Here is a 16,754-nt window from a genome sequence, read left to right on the forward strand (position 1 = left end):
AGCACCGCGTGCCGCCGCGGCATATGGCGACTGGCGACTGGGGTGAGCCCGCACCTTACGGTGAATGGCGATTTTGGGATGGTAATAGTAATTCTGAAATTTGGAATGGTGCGTTACGCGATGCTAACAGCACCCTACTTTTGTCTTTATTTAATCCACATTCCTAAGTAGCAGTTTGTTCGATTTTTTGAGTCAGGGATGATGAGCGATCGCGATTGACTGTTTTATTTCCGGTATTGAGTTGACCGTCACAGTTACGTAATTCGAAGAGTTTGACGCCGATTTGATATTCATATTGACTCAAAAGTCTGCCGTAGATATATCCGGCTTTCCCATCTAAAAAACCACCCTGAAGAATGTAGAACAAAATAAAGCGGAGCAATGGTTTAAACGGTAATCTCACCCAAATTTTCTTCAAAAATCGTTTGCGTTGAACTGCATCGCCAAACAAACTCGCGCCGATTGTACCGCTATCACCTTTACCTGTAAGTAAGTTGTAATATACGCGAGCTTCCCAGTTGGAATAACGATTATGTCGCGCTAACCAATGGTATAAATCCCGGAAGTCTTCATGAAGCATATCGTTTTTGAGATAGCCCACCTTCCCATTTAAAATTACATGTTCGTGAACTTCGTTATCACCTGTGTTGCGAATATCTTCTGTATTTAGGTTTTCGTAGCGACCTAGTTTATGTTTAAATAATCGCAAATTCCAATCGGGATATTTACCACCGAAGCGAATCCATTTACCTAAGAAAAAGACGCGACGATTGAGGTAATAACCATTGAATTCAGGATTATTAATTGAGTAAGCAATTTCTTGCCATAATTCGGGAGTAATCCGTTCATCACAGTCAACAATTAATACCCATTCGTTACGAAATTCTATATTTTCTAAAGACCAATTTTTCTTCTTTGGCCAGCGTCCATTAAAGTGAAATTGGACAACCTTTGCTCCATAGCTTTCGCATATTTCAACACTTTTATCGTCGCTTTGGGAATCAACAACAAAGATTTCGTCAGCTTTTTGCAGGCTCTCTAAACAAGCAGGTAAATTCGCTTCTTCATTTTTGGCTGGGATTAAGACAGAAACGGGAATTTTGTTAGACATAATATAATTATTTTTTATTTTATCTTTGTGTTGTTATTTCTTAGTTAGTATTTCTTAAGTTGTAAATTTCTCTTTAGTGTTTATTTTTTGAGACGAGACCCCGAACAGCTGCATTCAAATAACCAATTTGACCATAGGTATAAACAATTTTGTCAAAGCGTTCTGCTGGGTTCCAAATACATTGCAATGCTTTATATAGACCGCGCAAAAATCTTTCACTACCACGTACCAGTTGACCGACACCAGCAGTTCCAGCCAATTGCTCTCGATAACATTCGCTAATACCTTGCCACCAACCTCTACGGAAAAACCAGGAACGCTTGATTCGTTCTTCAGAGACATTATGTGCAACTAAAGCATCAGGTAGATATGCCACTTCCCAACCCTTACTAAGGGCTAACTCCGTCATTTGTAATTCTTCATTGGATAGTAAATTTTTACCTACTCGACCGAGATTGGGATCGAAACCGCCAATTTCATCCAGAAAACAGCGACGAATTGAATAATTTAAACCTCTGGGAGTTAAACCGGGATTGTTAATGTAAACAGTGCTTTCACCCAGGTCGTATGCTCCTAAATTTCCAGCTAAGCTAGCTGACAGCCATACAGGTGCTTGCTTTCCTGGGGGCCATAATAATGTCACCTTACCACCAGCAATTGCTAGCTTTGGGTTTTGTTCGTAGGCTAAATATAAAATCTGCAGCCAACTTTCGCTAGCTACAGCATCATCATCAAGATATGCTAGTATTTTCCCACAAGAAACTTTAGCACCCGTATTTCGAGCAACGGACAAACCTATTTGTGGCTCATATACGTATTTGAGACGGGGATCAGATAATTTTCTCTCGACAACTTCACGAGTGCGATCGCTAGATTTGTTGTCGACAACTACCACCTCAAAGCCAGCAGCAAAGTTTTGCGCTAGTAGGCTGTCAATCGCTGCTCCTAAATAAGTATCTCGATTGTGAGTGCAGATAATGGCAGAGATTTGCGTGTCTGGCATAAGCTAAATACTTTTAATGCTAGTATAATTACCGATAAATATTCTGAGTCAGTGACAAAATAATTAACCAGTAACTGCTTGCTCAGAGCTAATCTAAACCAGAAGATACATACCTACCAACCGAGTTTTTTCGGAAATTATGTATTTGTCAAAAATAAGACTAGAGGTAATAGGGAATACAATGGAATAAATATTAAGGAGGATAAAGAATAAGCAGAATTTATATTACGCGAGCGCGCTGAGGAATCCTGAAAGATACGGTTTAATCCATCAGAACAAATGCAAGGTAAATAACAAGCGATCTATTACGCCTCAGACTTAAGATGACCGTGCAAAACTACTAATGTTTGAGCTAATTGATTCAGGCGATTTTCTAAGTACTGTTTGCGCCCTAACATTTGCCTTAGTTTTTTATACCTGGCAATTCCCATACTGATGCTGGGAATCTGTTCTGCAGGACAAGGACGAGACCAAACTTTACCGGAGGAATCTAAACCGCACAGGCGGTAGCCGGTGGTAGGTCCTTTATTTAATGCTTCTGTTTGTGCAGCGCAAATTTTCTCCACATAGTCCATTAGTTGATCGACATCACCATGACGTAGTTTTGCTTTCCCTTCGCTGCTAGAACCTTTTGGCTTTTCTTTGACGTCTGATTCTAACCAGCCATTTATGATCGGTCCCTGCAAATAAAGATCTTGAATTTGGCGGACTATTTGTTGTAATTCTGCTTGCCAGGAGCTAGCCATTTGCTGTATCTCTTGTAGGATATTGGTAGCTAATGCAGGATTAGCGCTATTGTGGTGACTAGTAAAGTTAGGAGTCTTGAATTTGGGGAGGTTGGGCATGGGAAAATCGTGTTTGTTTGTACTAAATGCCTGTACTCCGTTATTCTCAACAAACATATTTTCTTCTACAGTTTGTTCTGGAGAGACTGAAGAATCTCGAGTGACATCTGCTTCTGTAGGGACAGAGGTGTCAATTGTAAACGAAAAGGATTGTTGGGGATTCTGTGTAACTTCAGACACTTTATTGTTCTCCGTGTCATCTAAATTATGTAAAGTTGCCTCAATCCGTTTTAACCTTGCGTTCATAATTACATCCCAAATATTTGCAGTTCTAGATCTTGCTTGGTGATGATTTGATTGTTTTGATGGGATTTTTGGTATGTGCCAGACAAGTACATCAAAGATACCGGCGATCGTTTTACTTTTTAACAGTTATCGGACAAATATATTCTTAACCCTAAAGAGGGAAAATAAAAAATACAATCCCAGCTTATTTAAGATACTAAGGAAATAACTTTGAGTAAAGTCATTCTTGTGACCGGACCCTGTCGCTCAGGAAAAAGTGAGTGGGCAGAAATGTTAGCCATACAGTCGAAGAAACCCGTTGTTTATATCGCAACAGCAACTAATAATCTGGACGACAAAGAATGGCATGAACGCATTGAAAAACATCAAAAACGTCGTCCACCAGAATGGTCTACCTTGGAAGTACCGGAGGATCTCCCAGCATCTCTTGCAGATGCGACAGCCAACACCTGTGTGTTGATAGATTCTTTGGGAACCTGGGTCGCCAATCTTCTTGAGGAAGATGAATCTACCTGGGAAAGAATCGTTGAAGATTTCTTAGATACTGTTGATTTAGTTGCAGCCCAGATGATTTTTGTTGCCGAGGAAACAGGTTGGGGTGTCATACCAGCTTACCCTGTTGGTCGGATTTTTCGCGATCGTCTCGGTTCTTTGGTGCGAAAATTAGGCACCGTATCTGAAGATGTATATTTAGTTACTGGAGGCCATGTTCTTAACTTGAGCTTACTCGGTTATCCCCTGCCAAACTCCAAATCTTAACTTAAAATTCCGATTTGATTGCTCCAAATCATTGGCTGACAAAATTAAAATTAGTATATGGCAAATACAAATGAAGTTAAACAATATCTTGCTTGTTGGTTTCAACTAAATAAGCGAGTTATAAGTAGTGATTCTCAAGTTTTATTACCTAGTCAGATTTTTAGTGATCGTGGCTACAGTCAGGAATTTGAGAACTGTTGGAATTTAATCATGTCTTCTGAGAGTGATGAATGGCATTTAGAAACAACGGAGCAAACTATTTCTCAATTGCTCCAACCCTCTTGGAAGATAGTTTCTTGCGCCCGCTGTTCTATGCCAGTTGCAATAGTTGATGCGGGTGTATCATCACATATATGTCCTTGTCACGATTTAGGGAACTGGCCTAACACTGACTTACCACAACCACGTATTCCGGTAAACTCTCAGGAGAAACTCCAAGAAATTTGTAGCAAAGTTGCAAAATCACAAGGGTCAAGAAAAGGATGTATTGATTAATACTCCTTATCTAGAGCTTTATGGGTAATGGGTAATTGGTAATGGGTAATGGGTAATGGGTAATGGGTAATGGGTAATGGGTAATGGGTAATTGGCAATGATGAAGCTAAACAAAAGTCAGAACCTATTCTTAATTTTTATTTGGTATTATTCAATTAAATGTAACAAAATACCTTTAATTCGTTGCTGACTGTTATCGATACATTCCTAAATCTGCAACTTATACAGGTATTGAGAAATCTTCAATTACCAATTACCAATTACCAATTAGCTTTTAACTAAACCTTAAAGGATAATCTAACTTCCATTGCTTACCCTTATAAAAAAGTAGCTGATAAACATGTAAGCTACCATACCTAAAAGAAGATTCGGAAGATTGTAGATAGAGATACCACATACGTAGGAATTTTTCATTATATGTTTCTCCCAACAATGCAATTTTTTCCCTATTTTCAGTAAAATTTTCAGCCCAATATTTTAGAGTTTCTGCGTAGTGAGGTCTGAGATTTTCACAATGGGCAACAGATAGCTTAGCGCCCCAAAGTTCTTGCGTCAATTCCCGAAGCTGTGGAATGTAACCACCAGGAAAAATATATTTAGCAGTCCAAGTACCGATTCGTTCATTACCTTCGGTCCCAATTGTGTGCAACAGACCTACTCCATCGGGAGTTAATAATTCTGATGTTTTTTCCATGAAGGTTGCAAAACTATCTTTACCAACATGTTCAAACATCCCGATGCTGACAAATTTATCGTACTGTCCTTTTATTTCTCGGTAATCAGCAATCTCGATTTTTATTTTGTCGCTCAGACCTTTTGCTTTAATTCTTTCTTTTGCTAGTGCTGCTTGTTCGTCACTCAGAGTAATACCCGTTCCAGTAACGCCATAATTTTCAGCAGCGTAGATCAGCATTCCACCCCATCCACAACCGATATCAATTAGGGATTCTCCGGGTTTTAGCGCTAGTTTCTTACAAATTAATTCATATTTTTGCAGCTGCATTTGCTCTATGGAATCGGTTTCTTGAATCCGATAACCACAGGAATAGGTTAATGTTGGGTCGAGAAAAAGTTGATAGAAATCGTTTCCTAAGTCGTAGTGATATTGTACGTTTTTACGACTATTTTGAATTTGAGTGGGTAATGTGCGCAGACGTTGTGTTAATACTTTGAACAATAGGGGAATTGTTACTCTTTGGTTCGCTTTTGCGTATACGTTACTACGATAAAACAAACCAAGAAGTTCAATGAGATTATCGTTTTCCTCATCCCACCAACCTTCCATATACGCTTCACCAAACCCAAGCGCACCGAAAGCCAAGACGCGATCGTAGGTACCGGGGTTACGAACCCGCAAACGTAGGGCTGGTAAAATATCTGTCCGACCAAAATGGAAAACTTTACCTGCTGGGTTAATTACTGTTAAATTACCTTCTTTAATCAAGCTAAAAAGTTGGTAAAGATAGCGTTCTCCGGTTGGTAGATGAGAAATGCGATCGCTCCAATTAGGGCTAGAAGGAGTAATGATTTCTTGTTCTTTTTTTTCTGGTGCTTGGGTTGGGGTCATATATTCAATATCCTTTGATTGAGAAGGGAAGTTTGAGCAGGAGATAGAAGGGAATTGTTTTTTAGTTGCTAATTGTAAAGGAAAGATGGTGTAAGTGCAGCATGTTTGAAAGACAAAATTATTTGAAAACCCCCTTAGGAAGGGGGACTTTGAGCTAGTTTTATCGCTTTTAAAGGGTTTAGGGAAGCAAAAAAGCTACGGATTTATTTATTAACTAGAGTATTTTGGATCGGGTTTCTTTTCTGTGTTCTCCCTTCTCCATTCCCTTTTAATCTGCTAATTTGCGGTCGCTTGTACTTGATGACTTTTGTGCAACTTTGACATTGGTAGCTAATCCAAGGATTTGCAATAATCGAATGGTCATCCAAGTAATGTCAATTTCCCACCATTTCAAACCATGACGCGCAGAATACTGAAAAGCATGATGGTTATTATGCCAGCCTTCACCGAAGGTTAGGAAAGCAACCCACCAACAGTTAGTAGAAGTATCGTTTGAATCATGACTGCGATACCCTACCATATGGCAAGCGCTGTTGACGAACATAGTAGAGTGAAGTCCGACAAATAAGCGTACAAATATTCCCCAAATAACAAAAGACCAGCCACCAAGAAAATATAAGATAATTGCTAATGCTACCTGAAGTTCAATATAATACCGATGACAAAAACGATAGAACGGGTCATCAGCTATATCTTTGATAAAACGTGGATATTCATTTTTGCTGGGAACAGTGTGCATTAACCAGTTGATGTGACTCCACCAAAAACCTTCTCGGGAGTTATGGGGGTCTCCTTGTTGGTCAGAATGCAGATGATGTAGTCGATGGTATCCAACCCAGCCAAACACACCTCCTTGCAGGGCTAAAGTACCACAAAGAATCAGGAAGTACTCTAACCATTTGGGAGTCTGTAAGCTGCGGTGGGTTGCTAAACGATGAAAGCCAAAGGAAATTCCCAGACCTATTGTCATCCAGTGTAATAAGACTGCGACCCCTACAGCAGCCCAGCTAAAAGTGTGGGGTAGGAATACCAATAGTACTGCTAGATGAAGTACACTAGTAAAAATAATCACCGCCGGTCGAGGAGAAGGTGAATTATCTTGAGATAAAGAAGCTTGAGATAAAGAAGCTTGAGATAAATTACTATTCATGAAGTTATTTTTTCACCCTACACCAAATTGGAGTTCTTCCCACTTCTGACACGGACTAAAAACCTAAGCATAATTGTTCCCTACCGTTTGTAGGGGGTTACGTTTATGTTTAGGAGCGGGAGTCGGTATTAAGTATAGCTTTGTTTAGGAATTACCTCTGACAACTGCTGTACGTTTGGGGGATTGGGGATAGCACTGCGTGCCGCCGCAAGCGGCATATGGCGACTAGGGATTGGGGATTGGGGATTAGGGATTTGCGATTGGGTAATATTATCAACTTCAATTTCAAGCTGTCTATCAGAAATAAGTTAAACAGCGTTTATGAAAAATAAAATTATTGGTAAGGTTTATACTTTGCAGATAACATACGGCACAGTTCGGACAATAAAATATTAATATGCGTGAAATATAAGATAGTCCGGAATCAGATTTTGTGCATTTGTAGTTTTGTTTCAGTATAATTAGCTATTAAATCCTGATAAAGTGTAATATTTATCCATGCTATTGAAGTTACAGAAGAAACATTTAAATGCTGATTAAACGTTACATAGCAAAAATGAGTTAAGCAGTAACTGAATTGATTGGTCAATGGCTGGAAGGTAACGAGTTCAAGAAACTAAGGTAAGTGAGTAGTAAAAATATATTGCCAAATTAGGTGTTCTGGTGACTGGCAAAACCTATTGAGTAAGAAAACCTTATGAGTTTTAAGTGAATGGTGCAAAAAATCTTAATTTTGGCAGCAAATCCTAAGGATGCAACGCGGCTACTTTTAGATGAGGAGATACGGGAAATTCAGGAAGGTTTGAGACGTAGTAAACGTCGCCAGGGATTTGAAATTACCTCCACATGGGCAGTGCGGACTGATGATTTATTTCGCGGTTTATTGGATCGCGAACCTCAGATTGTGCATTTTTTGGGACATGGTGCAGAAGAGGGTTTAGCCCTTGAAGATGAAACTGGAAAAACCAGTGTAGTGAGTGCTGAGATTTTAGCAAATCTATTTAAATTATTTGCTGATCGGGTGGATTGTGTATTACTAGATGGTTGTTATTCGCAAATACAAGCTACTGCGATCGCTCAATATATTCCCTATGTGATTGGAACAAATCATGCAATTGGTGATCGTGCTGCTTTACAATTTGCAATTGCTTTTTATGATGTACTGGGTGCTGGATATCCAATTGAGTCTGCTTATAAATTTAGCTGTAATGCTATACAACTAGAAGGAATTCCAGAATATTTGACCCCAGTTCTCATAAAGAGAGGTGAAGTTAAATTACAACAATATGAGCAAGTACTGAAGCACTATGAAGAGGAGTTTTCAAAAGCTGTACAACAAGAATATCCACTCAGTCAGGAAACTCGTTACAGATGTGACCGTTTTAGCTCAGTTTTAGGAATCAGAAACGAAGATTTAAAAGCAATTGAAACGCGCATTGAAGATATTGAGGAAATTCGTCTAGCAATCAATAATCAATCAATTCGAGATTTTCAGCGGTTAGCACAAGCGATTATGCGGCAGATGAGAGCTACAGACTTAACTCTCATTACTTCTCCATATTTTTCTAATGGTAGTCTTTGGGAAATTACTCTTCCCGAAACTGGTCTGCAACTCCCAACACAAAACGCGATTTTTTATTTGAGTCGAGAAAAAGACTGTACGCAACACGATCGCTTAAAGCAGATTACCCAACAAAGAAATGGAGCATTCTTAATTTTTGCTTCTGTGATTGATAAATGTCCTCACGGGCTATCGCCATTACAAGTGATTTGGTTTAGTCCCTCATCTTTGACAGAAATGATTGTAGTACCGGAAAATAATTTACTCTTTTGGTTAGCCAGGTTTCTATTTGGACAAATTAATGTAGTTGCCTTACCGGGGATGCTACCTTACAAAACCAGGGGAATTGCTAAACTTTTTTTTGGACGTGAAAATGAATTAGCACGCATAACCAGTGGCGAGCAAAGAGGAGGAATCATTATTGGTGCTCACCGCAGTGGTAAAACCTCCTTTCTGGAAAAGCTGAAGAGAAAATTGCAGAAACGGGAATGGAAGGTTATTGGTCCGTTGACTTTTTTTGATTTCCAGTCTTTCTTTAAAGACACCCTAGAGTTGTTGGGTAAAGATTTCTCAATCGGTATGAGTTTAGAAGATTGGTCTTCAGCTTTGAAAGCATACAGTAAAAATAAACAAGAAAGTCGCCTTGTGTTTCTGCTTGATGAAGTAGACAGAATGATCCAAAAAGATTTAAACAGTGGCTCTAATTTAGGACATATGATGCGGGCACTGCAAAATGAGGGTTATTGTGAATTCTTTCTTGCTGGTCATGCTAAATTGCGGGAAGCGATCACCATAGAAGGTGGACCATTTCGCAACTTTGCAGAAGAAATGACGTTAACAGGACTCACGAAAGAAGCTGCTAAAGATTTGATTCAAAGACCGATGAAACTATTGGGGTTTGAAGTTGATGAAAATCAAGCATATCGCATTTATGAGGGTACAGCAGGTGTTGCAGTATTAATCCAAGAATTTTGCCTCCAGCTTCTAGATGAACTTCGTCAAAGTGATGTATCAGAAATTAGTGATCCAATGATTGAAGAGATAGAGCAATCTCCTGATTTTTTGGATATCGTACTTGAGCATTACAGATATGCTCAAACATGGGATTCTATGGCGATTACTCTCTTAACTGCAATAAAAGGAGAAGTAAAAAGAAGCGATATTACTGAAGTTTTCAAACACCACGGCATTATTATTTCAAGGGATAAACTCGATATTGCATTGGATTTTCTCAAACAATTTGGTGTTCTGCAAAAGTTAAAAAATGCTCGTTTCCGGATTTTATCTGGTTATTTAATTGATGCGATCAAAGCTAACGATCCTCATTCTCTTTTGGAATCGGAGTTAGACAAGGGGAGGGCTGAGTAATGTCAGTCCTAATTGAGCGTTTAGAGTTAAGAAAAGATTTATGTGAAATTTTAAAATCAGATTATGTTGCTTTATTGGGGCAACGTGGAAGTGGTTGTAAAACACTAGTTAAGTTGATAGCCACAAATAAATCTCCTTTACCTGGCATGAAATTCATTGCTGTGGCTCTCCCCCAAGGAGTGCAGGATCGCGATCGGTTTATGAAGATATTCCTGAACAACTTGATCGATGCATCTATTCAAATTCCACCACAACCAGATTTATGTAACCAATTTAGGCAAGCAGTTGCTCGAGATCCCGAATGTCCCGTTATCCTTCAAATAAGAAGTATTCTGGATCTTTTGGGGAAGAAATCTACTACCAATTATTTAGTAATTGTTTTACATGCTTTAACTAGTATTGCAGAAGAACCATTAAAAGACTTATTGTTATTACTACGAGAATATCATAGGCAAATAGGAATTCCTGGACAAGGCGGTGAAAAACTACGTTTTCTAGTAGTAGGAGGTGCTCCTTTATGGAATCTTTGTTGTCATAAACCTTCTGATTTAGAGTCTCCTTTTAATATTGCTAAACGAATTTTTGTCAAGGGTTTTTCTTACCAGGAAGTTCAAAGCAAATTTACTGAAATGGGAATTGAACAAGCTCTGAATTTAACAGACTTAGCAGATGGAGTTCCCTCATTAGTTGAATTAATCAGTCAGGAAACAGAATATTTCGAAGATTTATCTAGCTGCTTTGAACCATTAGAAAATAGTTGGAATTCCTTGTCGATTTATGCTCAACAAGCTTTAAAAAAATTAGCAGAATCAGGCCAAGAATTTCCTAGCTATCAGTTGGATCATCAATGCCCTCATATTCCTAAATTTTATGATTCGCCAATCTGGCAAGAAGTCTTTTGGGCGGGTTTCTTAAGACTCAGATATCGAAAATTGACTTGGCGCTCTCCTATCCATTTAGCATTTGTTATTACTCAGGCACAGATAGATACAGATGTGTCTAAATCTACTCTATTTAGAAATAGTTTACTAGAAAGATTAGAATATTTGGAAGAAACTTTAAAAAGTTCAATTAATGCGAGAAAACTAGCAGAATGTACTGAGGAATTAGTTTCTCTTACTGTACATTCAGCTAATGTTGAATTAGTTCCTTTGTTGGAGATGATACTTGAGGGTAAGTCAAAAAGTACTATCTTGGTTAGTCTTAAACAAATTGCTACAGAATCTCCTAAAGAATGGATTAGAAATTTGAGTAACTTGCAAATACAGTCTCAAACACCTTTTAATAAAATTTTGATTGAAGCTGTATTTAGTAGAATTGCCGATGATATTAGGGTAGGAAAAAATAGACAGTCCAAACAAGAATTCTCACAAGAGGAAGAAGTTATATTAAGTTATATGAATATTTCCGGTCCACAAAGTAAGAAATTAACCTATGCTTTGATGGATGCTTTTCCCAACAAAGCATCACTGGAGCAAATGTTATCTTTTGAATTAGATAAAAATCTAGATAGTATTGCTGGTGGAAGTAACTTACAAGTAATTGTATTTAATTTAATAAAAGTATCAAAGGCTGAGAATTGGATTGAAGATTTAATTGCTGCTGCGCGTAGGTCAAATCCTGGAAATTTAAGTTTACAGGCTATTGCTGAAGAACTGTTACAAAATTCCCAGCCAGAAGTAATATCAATTCCTAATACTCCCATACAACAAAACACTCAGCAGCAGAAAATTTTGATTTTGACTGCAATCCCCCTTGGTTTGCGTTTGGATCAAGAAATACGAGAAATTGAAGATGCAATCCGTAGAGCAAGCAGACGGGATTTATTTGATATTAGGACAAGAACTGCTGTTCGTCCCAAAGATATTCGTAGAGCGATCGCTGAAGAAAAACCCCAAATCGTTCATTTCTGCGGACATGGTTTGGAAGATGGTAGTTTGCTGTTAGAAGATGATGGAGGTAATGAAAAACCTGTTCCACCCCAAGGATTAGCACTACTGTTTCGGTTACATGCTGATTACGTAAATTGTGTGTTGCTCAATGCTTGTAATTCTCTTGAGTCTGCGAATGCAATTAGTCAGCATATTAATTATGCGATCGGGATGAACCAACCGATTGAAGACAAAACTGCGATCGCATTTACTCAAGGATTTTATGATGCTTTGGGGTATGAAGTAAAAGATAGCAATCAAGATATTTTCCAAAGAGCTTTTGATGAAGGTTTGGTTGCGATCGCAATGGAAGATTTTTCCCAAGAATCCATACCGGTGATGAAAAAAAAACTGTGAATGAAGATTCTGTAGAAGCAGAGAGAAATCCAGATCCAAATATAAGTATATATATTGACCGACCCCCCATTGAGGAAAAATGCTTAAAAGGAATTTTGCGACCCGGTGCGTTAATTCGGATCAAAGCTGCGCAGAAAATGGGGAAAACATTGCTGTTAGAGAAATTATTGGAACATGCTCGACAGCAGGGTTATCAAACAGCAAAGTTAGACTTGAAGCTTGCGGATAAGTCTACTCTCAATGACTTGAAAAGTTTCTTACAGTGGTTATGTATTGATGTTTCAGATATTTTAGATAAACCGCCAAATTTGGATGAATACTGGCAAGATAGTTTGGGGTTAAATACTAGTTGTACTCGTTATTTTCAAAGATATTTATTAGCGAATACTGATAAACCTATAGTTTTAGCGATCGATAATTTTGAGCGTTTATTTCAATGTGAAAATATTTTCCCTGAATTCTGTTTATTGCTACGGAGTTGGTATGAAACCGCGAAGCAAGGGGACAGAATGGGTAAAATTTGGCGGAAACTGCGGTTAGTGGTGGTTAATTCCACTGAACTTTATCCCACTTTAGATATCAATCGCTCCCCCTTTAATGTTGGATTAGCTGTTGAATTACCTGAGTTTAACCAAAACCAAGTACAAGAACTGGTGAAGAAGTACGAATTAGATCGTCAGTTGGGAGAACAAGACATAATTGAATTAATGGGTTTAGTGGGAGGACATCCTTATTTATTACAGGAAGCAATTTCTAGCCTTGGTAGTCAGGAAATATCCTTAAAAGAACTTATTAATCTTGCACCCACAGTACAAGGAATTTTTAGTTACCACCTAGGACAACAGTTAGAAAGTTTACAAAATGATTCTCAGTTAGAGGTAGCATATAAACAAGTGGTGAATGCAGATCGACCCGTACGACTCGATCAGAAAATCACTTTTAAACTGCACAGTTTGGGTTTGGTTAAAATTCTTCGTAACGATTGTGTTCCTAGTTGCAATTTATATCGTCAGTACTTCTCAGAATTTTTAGGGTAATTTATGTCCAGCAAATCGCCATTAAATAGATTACTACATACCAAGCGTTAATTAACCCCCCCCTGAACTCCTTCAACCTCCTCCTGAACTCCTCCAACCCCCTCCTGACCTTCTCCAACCCCCTCCTGACCTCCCCAACCTCTTCCTGACCTCCCCAACCCCCTCCTGACCTCCCCCAAGGGAGGAAAGAAAGAGGTGTGTTGTTCAAATAAATGAGAACTGCTGTAAGTGTGTATGTCGCAATGACGGTTATTTAAATAGGTGTGATATGAATTATGTTTGACGAAGACGAATATATTCATGAGTATATATTTTCTGGCAGCTTACCCGAAAATGCCAGCACTTACGTCAAACGGGAAGCTGATGATGAGTTATATCAGGCGCTACAAGATGGTAAATTTTGTTATGTTCTGAACTCCCGACAATCGGGAAAATCCAGCTTGCGGGTGAGAACTATGAGTCGTCTAACCGATGCTGGAGTAGAATGTGCATCGATTGATTTATCTTCTGTAAGTATTCAAAGTGCTACCCAAGAAAATTGGTATGCAGATTTAATTGTCAAGCTCATTGATAGCTTTGTTCTGGATTTGAACTTCAAAGACTGGTGGGAGAAAAACCAAATAAACTCACCTTTGATGCGATTTAGTAATTTTCTCGAAAAGCATCTACTAGTTGAAATTGAAGAAAATATTGTTATTTTTATTGATGAAATTGATAGCGTTCTCAGTCTGAAGTTTCCCACGGATGATTTTTTTGCTTTTATTCGTGCTTGTTATAATCAGCGAGTTGATAATCCCGTATATAAACGCCTCACATTTTGTTTGTTGGGAGTCGCATCACCCGGAAATTTAATTCAAGATAAAAGTCGTACCCCATTTAATATTGGTAAAGCAATCTCTCTTAAAGGTTTTCAATTGCATGAAACTGAACCGTTAATACAAGGTTTGCAGGGTAAATTTAGCGAACCTCAAGCAGTGATGGAAGAAATTTTATATTGGACTGGGGGACAACCATTTCTGACGCAAAAATTGTGTCAGTTCATACTCGAAGAATCGGAGCAAGAAAATTCGCGCACTGTTGAGGAAGTTGTCAAATCGCGAATTATTGAAAATTGGGAATCTCAAGATGAACCGGAACATTTACGCACGATTCGCTCCAGAATTTTTAGAAATGAGGAACGTGCTGGGTATTTGTTAGATTTATATCAACAAATTCGGTGTTCAGAAGAGCAGTCTGATATTTTAGATCCCCCCAACCCCCCTTATGAAGGGGGGCTTGAATCTTGTTCATTATCAATTAGTATTACAGCAGATAATACTATTGAACAAAGTGAATTACTGCTTTCGGGGTTAGTTGCGAGACGAGAAGGTAAATTAAGGGTTTATAACAAAATATATCAAGAAGTTTTTAACCAAAATTGGGTTGAAAATGAATTAAATAATTTGCGTCCCTACTCGGAAAATTTTAAATTTTGGGTTGCTTCTGGAGGTAAAGATGAATCTCGACTTTTGCGGGGAAAGGCTTTAGCAGATGCTGATAAATGGGCGAAAGATAAGAATTTAAGTTATCAGGATAAGCAGTTTTTAGCTGCTAGTAGAGAGAAGGAAATTCAGGAGAAAATTGCTGTTCAGGAAAAGGAAGCAATAGAACAGATAAATCGGGTATTGAGTGAAGCGAATCAAAAAGCTAAACAGCGGATTCGTATTGGTTCTATTGTTTTAGTTATTACTTTATTATTTACAGCGATATCAACTTTTGTAGCAGCAAAAAAAGTCATAGAAATTCAAGATAGTAATGAATATCTTGGAATAGTTGAAAAATTGGCTAAACTTGCAGGAGAACTTGAAGATGAAGGTTCTGACTCTGAAGCCAAAGAATTGTTTTCACAAGCTGGTCAATCCGTAAATATAAAAGACCATAAACTCAGAAAAGCAGTTCTATATTCTGGTATATCTTATGCTTACCAAAAGTTAAAATCGAAGGATTTAAAAAAAGCAAAGTATTATCTAGATCGCAGTAATGTACAGAAAGTACACGCATATAGTTCTAATACAGCTTCACAAATTCGTATCCTTACTTTAAAAACTTCAGGAAATTTATTTAAAGAGCAAGATAATAATCAGCAAGCGATTAACGCATATAAATCAGCTTACAATATCCTTAAAAGTCTGAAATCCAAAGGAAAAAGAGGAAAAGCTATAGCTAATATCAGTCCTCCATTCCAAAATCTGCAAATCAAAATTTTATCCAAACAAAATGTAGAAGCATTGCATCGAGAATTTATTGATTTACTATCAAAAGCTGGGGATGAAAATCTTAAGACGGCTGTAAAGGAATCTTTAAAAGAACATTATCTAGATGACCTTAATAATTTACTTGTAAACAAAAAATGGGGACAAGCTGATAGAAGAACGAATCAGCTTATGCTCTATGTTGCGAATAGAGAAGAACAAAACTATTTGAACTCAGACTCCCTCAAAAACTTCTCCTGCGAAGACCTTCAAGATATTGACTCAATATGGGTAGAACACTCAGATCAACGCTTTGGTTTTAGCGTACAAAAGAAAATTTGGCTAAAGACAGGAAATCGAATTGGTATAAATGATGAGTTTAAACAAGAAGATCAACAGGCTTATATTCGTTGGATTTCCCGCCTGGGATGGTATGATGATAGTGGGAAGGATTGGTCACAGTATACAGAAGTGATAAATACAGTCGATAAAAATTATCAAGAAGCACCAGAAGGTACACTTCCACGAGAAGGATCACTCCCACGAGATTGGTTTGGGGGTGGGGGCTCACTCCTGGGGATTTTATTTTCTCGCGCTGCGACTTGTAAAGTGTAACATATAGTGCGTTCGTTGGGTATAAACTAGTCCCCACAGAGGATTTGAAGGATTAGCCGTTAGGAAAAAATCATAAGTAAATACCTAGACAACTGTATGTTTGTACCTCGTACAAAATCCGCTTCTGATAATTTCCAGCAACCTCATTCTGTCCAAATTCCCACCTTGAAATCAATTTCAACACTAAAGTTTTGCCGCTCTAGCGAACAAGGGTCATAAGCAAAGTACGTTTAAACGCACTACAAACCTTACCCAGTCTGATTTATCAGACTTCGCCTATGAGCCTGGGAATTTATTCCAAGGCGGATTATCGGGATTAATTGAGAATACTGACTGCAATATCTCAGTTTAAACCCAATACCCGTGAATGAAATCGATAAGCAACAAAAAATCGTATCCCCTCAAAATTCCGGGGTAAGGAGTTACTCAGGTATCCATGACCAACCAAAAGGATTAGAAGAGGACTTATCCCGAATTA

The 16,754-nt window shown here is 38.2% G+C and carries 13 protein-coding genes; 7 read left to right on the top strand and 6 right to left on the bottom strand.

Features of this window, described 5'->3' with window-relative positions:
• The first annotated feature begins 8 nt into the window (after window positions 1-8).
• The gene (locus BC008_RS50030) at window positions 9-167 is read left to right on the top strand and encodes a hypothetical protein (protein ID WP_161938213.1); all 159 of its coding nucleotides are present in this window, start codon (window positions 9-11) and stop codon (window positions 165-167) included.
• Here the strand turns inward: BC008_RS50030 and BC008_RS38095 are convergent.
• The 3 genes from BC008_RS38095 to BC008_RS38105 form a co-directional block, all read right to left on the bottom strand.
• Window positions 164-1,111, bottom strand: coding sequence for a glycosyltransferase family 2 protein (locus BC008_RS38095; protein ID WP_027846623.1), 948 nt, complete (start codon window positions 1,109-1,111; stop codon window positions 164-166). The genes BC008_RS50030 and BC008_RS38095 overlap by 4 nt on opposite strands.
• A gap of 73 nt (window positions 1,112-1,184) precedes the next feature.
• Window positions 1,185-2,114, bottom strand: a complete 930-nt coding sequence (locus tag BC008_RS38100; protein ID WP_027846622.1) for a glycosyltransferase — start codon at window positions 2,112-2,114, stop codon at window positions 1,185-1,187.
• A 305-nt stretch (window positions 2,115-2,419) separates the two neighbouring features.
• The gene (locus tag BC008_RS38105) at window positions 2,420-3,205 is read right to left on the bottom strand and encodes a hypothetical protein (RefSeq protein ID WP_027846621.1); all 786 of its coding nucleotides are present in this window, start codon (window positions 3,203-3,205) and stop codon (window positions 2,420-2,422) included.
• 210 nt (window positions 3,206-3,415) lie between these two features.
• On the opposite strand from BC008_RS38105, the gene cobU reads away from it, so the two are divergent.
• Entirely contained in the window at window positions 3,416-3,964 is a 549-nt protein-coding gene (cobU, locus tag BC008_RS38110) for a bifunctional adenosylcobinamide kinase/adenosylcobinamide-phosphate guanylyltransferase (protein ID WP_027846620.1), read from the top strand.
• 57 nt (window positions 3,965-4,021) lie between these two features.
• Complete coding sequence (locus tag BC008_RS38115; protein ID WP_058184525.1) at window positions 4,022-4,459, top strand: hypothetical protein; 438 nt, start codon at window positions 4,022-4,024, stop codon at window positions 4,457-4,459.
• Between the two features lie 274 nt (window positions 4,460-4,733).
• On the opposite strand, the gene BC008_RS38120 is transcribed toward BC008_RS38115, so the two are convergent.
• Window positions 4,734-6,026 (bottom strand): class I SAM-dependent methyltransferase, encoded by a 1,293-nt coding sequence (locus BC008_RS38120; RefSeq protein ID WP_027845189.1) that lies wholly within the window; start codon window positions 6,024-6,026, stop codon window positions 4,734-4,736.
• A 268-nt stretch (window positions 6,027-6,294) separates the two neighbouring features.
• Window positions 6,295-7,176, bottom strand: a complete 882-nt coding sequence (locus tag BC008_RS38125; RefSeq protein WP_082650725.1) for an acyl-CoA desaturase — start codon at window positions 7,174-7,176, stop codon at window positions 6,295-6,297.
• 712 nt (window positions 7,177-7,888) lie between these two features.
• Here BC008_RS38125 and BC008_RS38130 point away from each other — a divergent pair.
• The 3 genes from BC008_RS38130 to BC008_RS38140 are packed head-to-tail and all read left to right on the top strand — an operon-like array spanning window position 7,889 to window position 13,430.
• Window positions 7,889-10,105 carry an AAA family ATPase gene (locus BC008_RS38130; protein WP_058184527.1) on the top strand — a complete coding sequence of 739 codons (2,217 nt, stop codon included), beginning with the start codon at window positions 7,889-7,891 and terminating at the stop codon, window positions 10,103-10,105.
• A complete protein-coding gene (locus BC008_RS51870; protein WP_235596006.1) occupies window positions 10,105-12,393 on the top strand; it encodes an effector-associated domain EAD1-containing protein in 2,289 nt (762 codons plus the stop codon). The genes BC008_RS38130 and BC008_RS51870 overlap by 1 nt, the downstream gene beginning before the upstream one ends.
• Window positions 12,390-13,430 (top strand): AAA-like domain-containing protein, encoded by a 1,041-nt coding sequence (locus tag BC008_RS38140; RefSeq protein WP_058184529.1) that lies wholly within the window; start codon window positions 12,390-12,392, stop codon window positions 13,428-13,430. Before BC008_RS51870 ends, BC008_RS38140 begins: the two co-directional genes overlap by 4 nt.
• A gap of 47 nt (window positions 13,431-13,477) precedes the next feature.
• Here BC008_RS38140 and BC008_RS48925 read toward each other — a convergent pair whose 3' ends face one another.
• On the bottom strand, window positions 13,478-13,732 hold the full coding sequence (locus tag BC008_RS48925) for a hypothetical protein (RefSeq protein WP_153009735.1): 255 nt from the start codon (window positions 13,730-13,732) through the stop codon (window positions 13,478-13,480).
• On the opposite strand from BC008_RS48925, the gene BC008_RS50035 reads away from it, so the two are divergent.
• Entirely contained in the window at window positions 13,706-16,276 is a 2,571-nt protein-coding gene (locus BC008_RS50035) for an AAA-like domain-containing protein (protein WP_063800850.1), read from the top strand. The two genes, BC008_RS48925 and BC008_RS50035, sit on opposite strands and share 27 nt — an antisense overlap.
• The last annotated feature ends 478 nt before the right edge of the window (window positions 16,277-16,754 follow it).

Source organism: Mastigocoleus testarum BC008 (assembly GCF_001456025.1).
Classification (GTDB): Bacteria; Cyanobacteriota; Cyanobacteriia; order Cyanobacteriales; family Nostocaceae; genus Mastigocoleus; species Mastigocoleus testarum.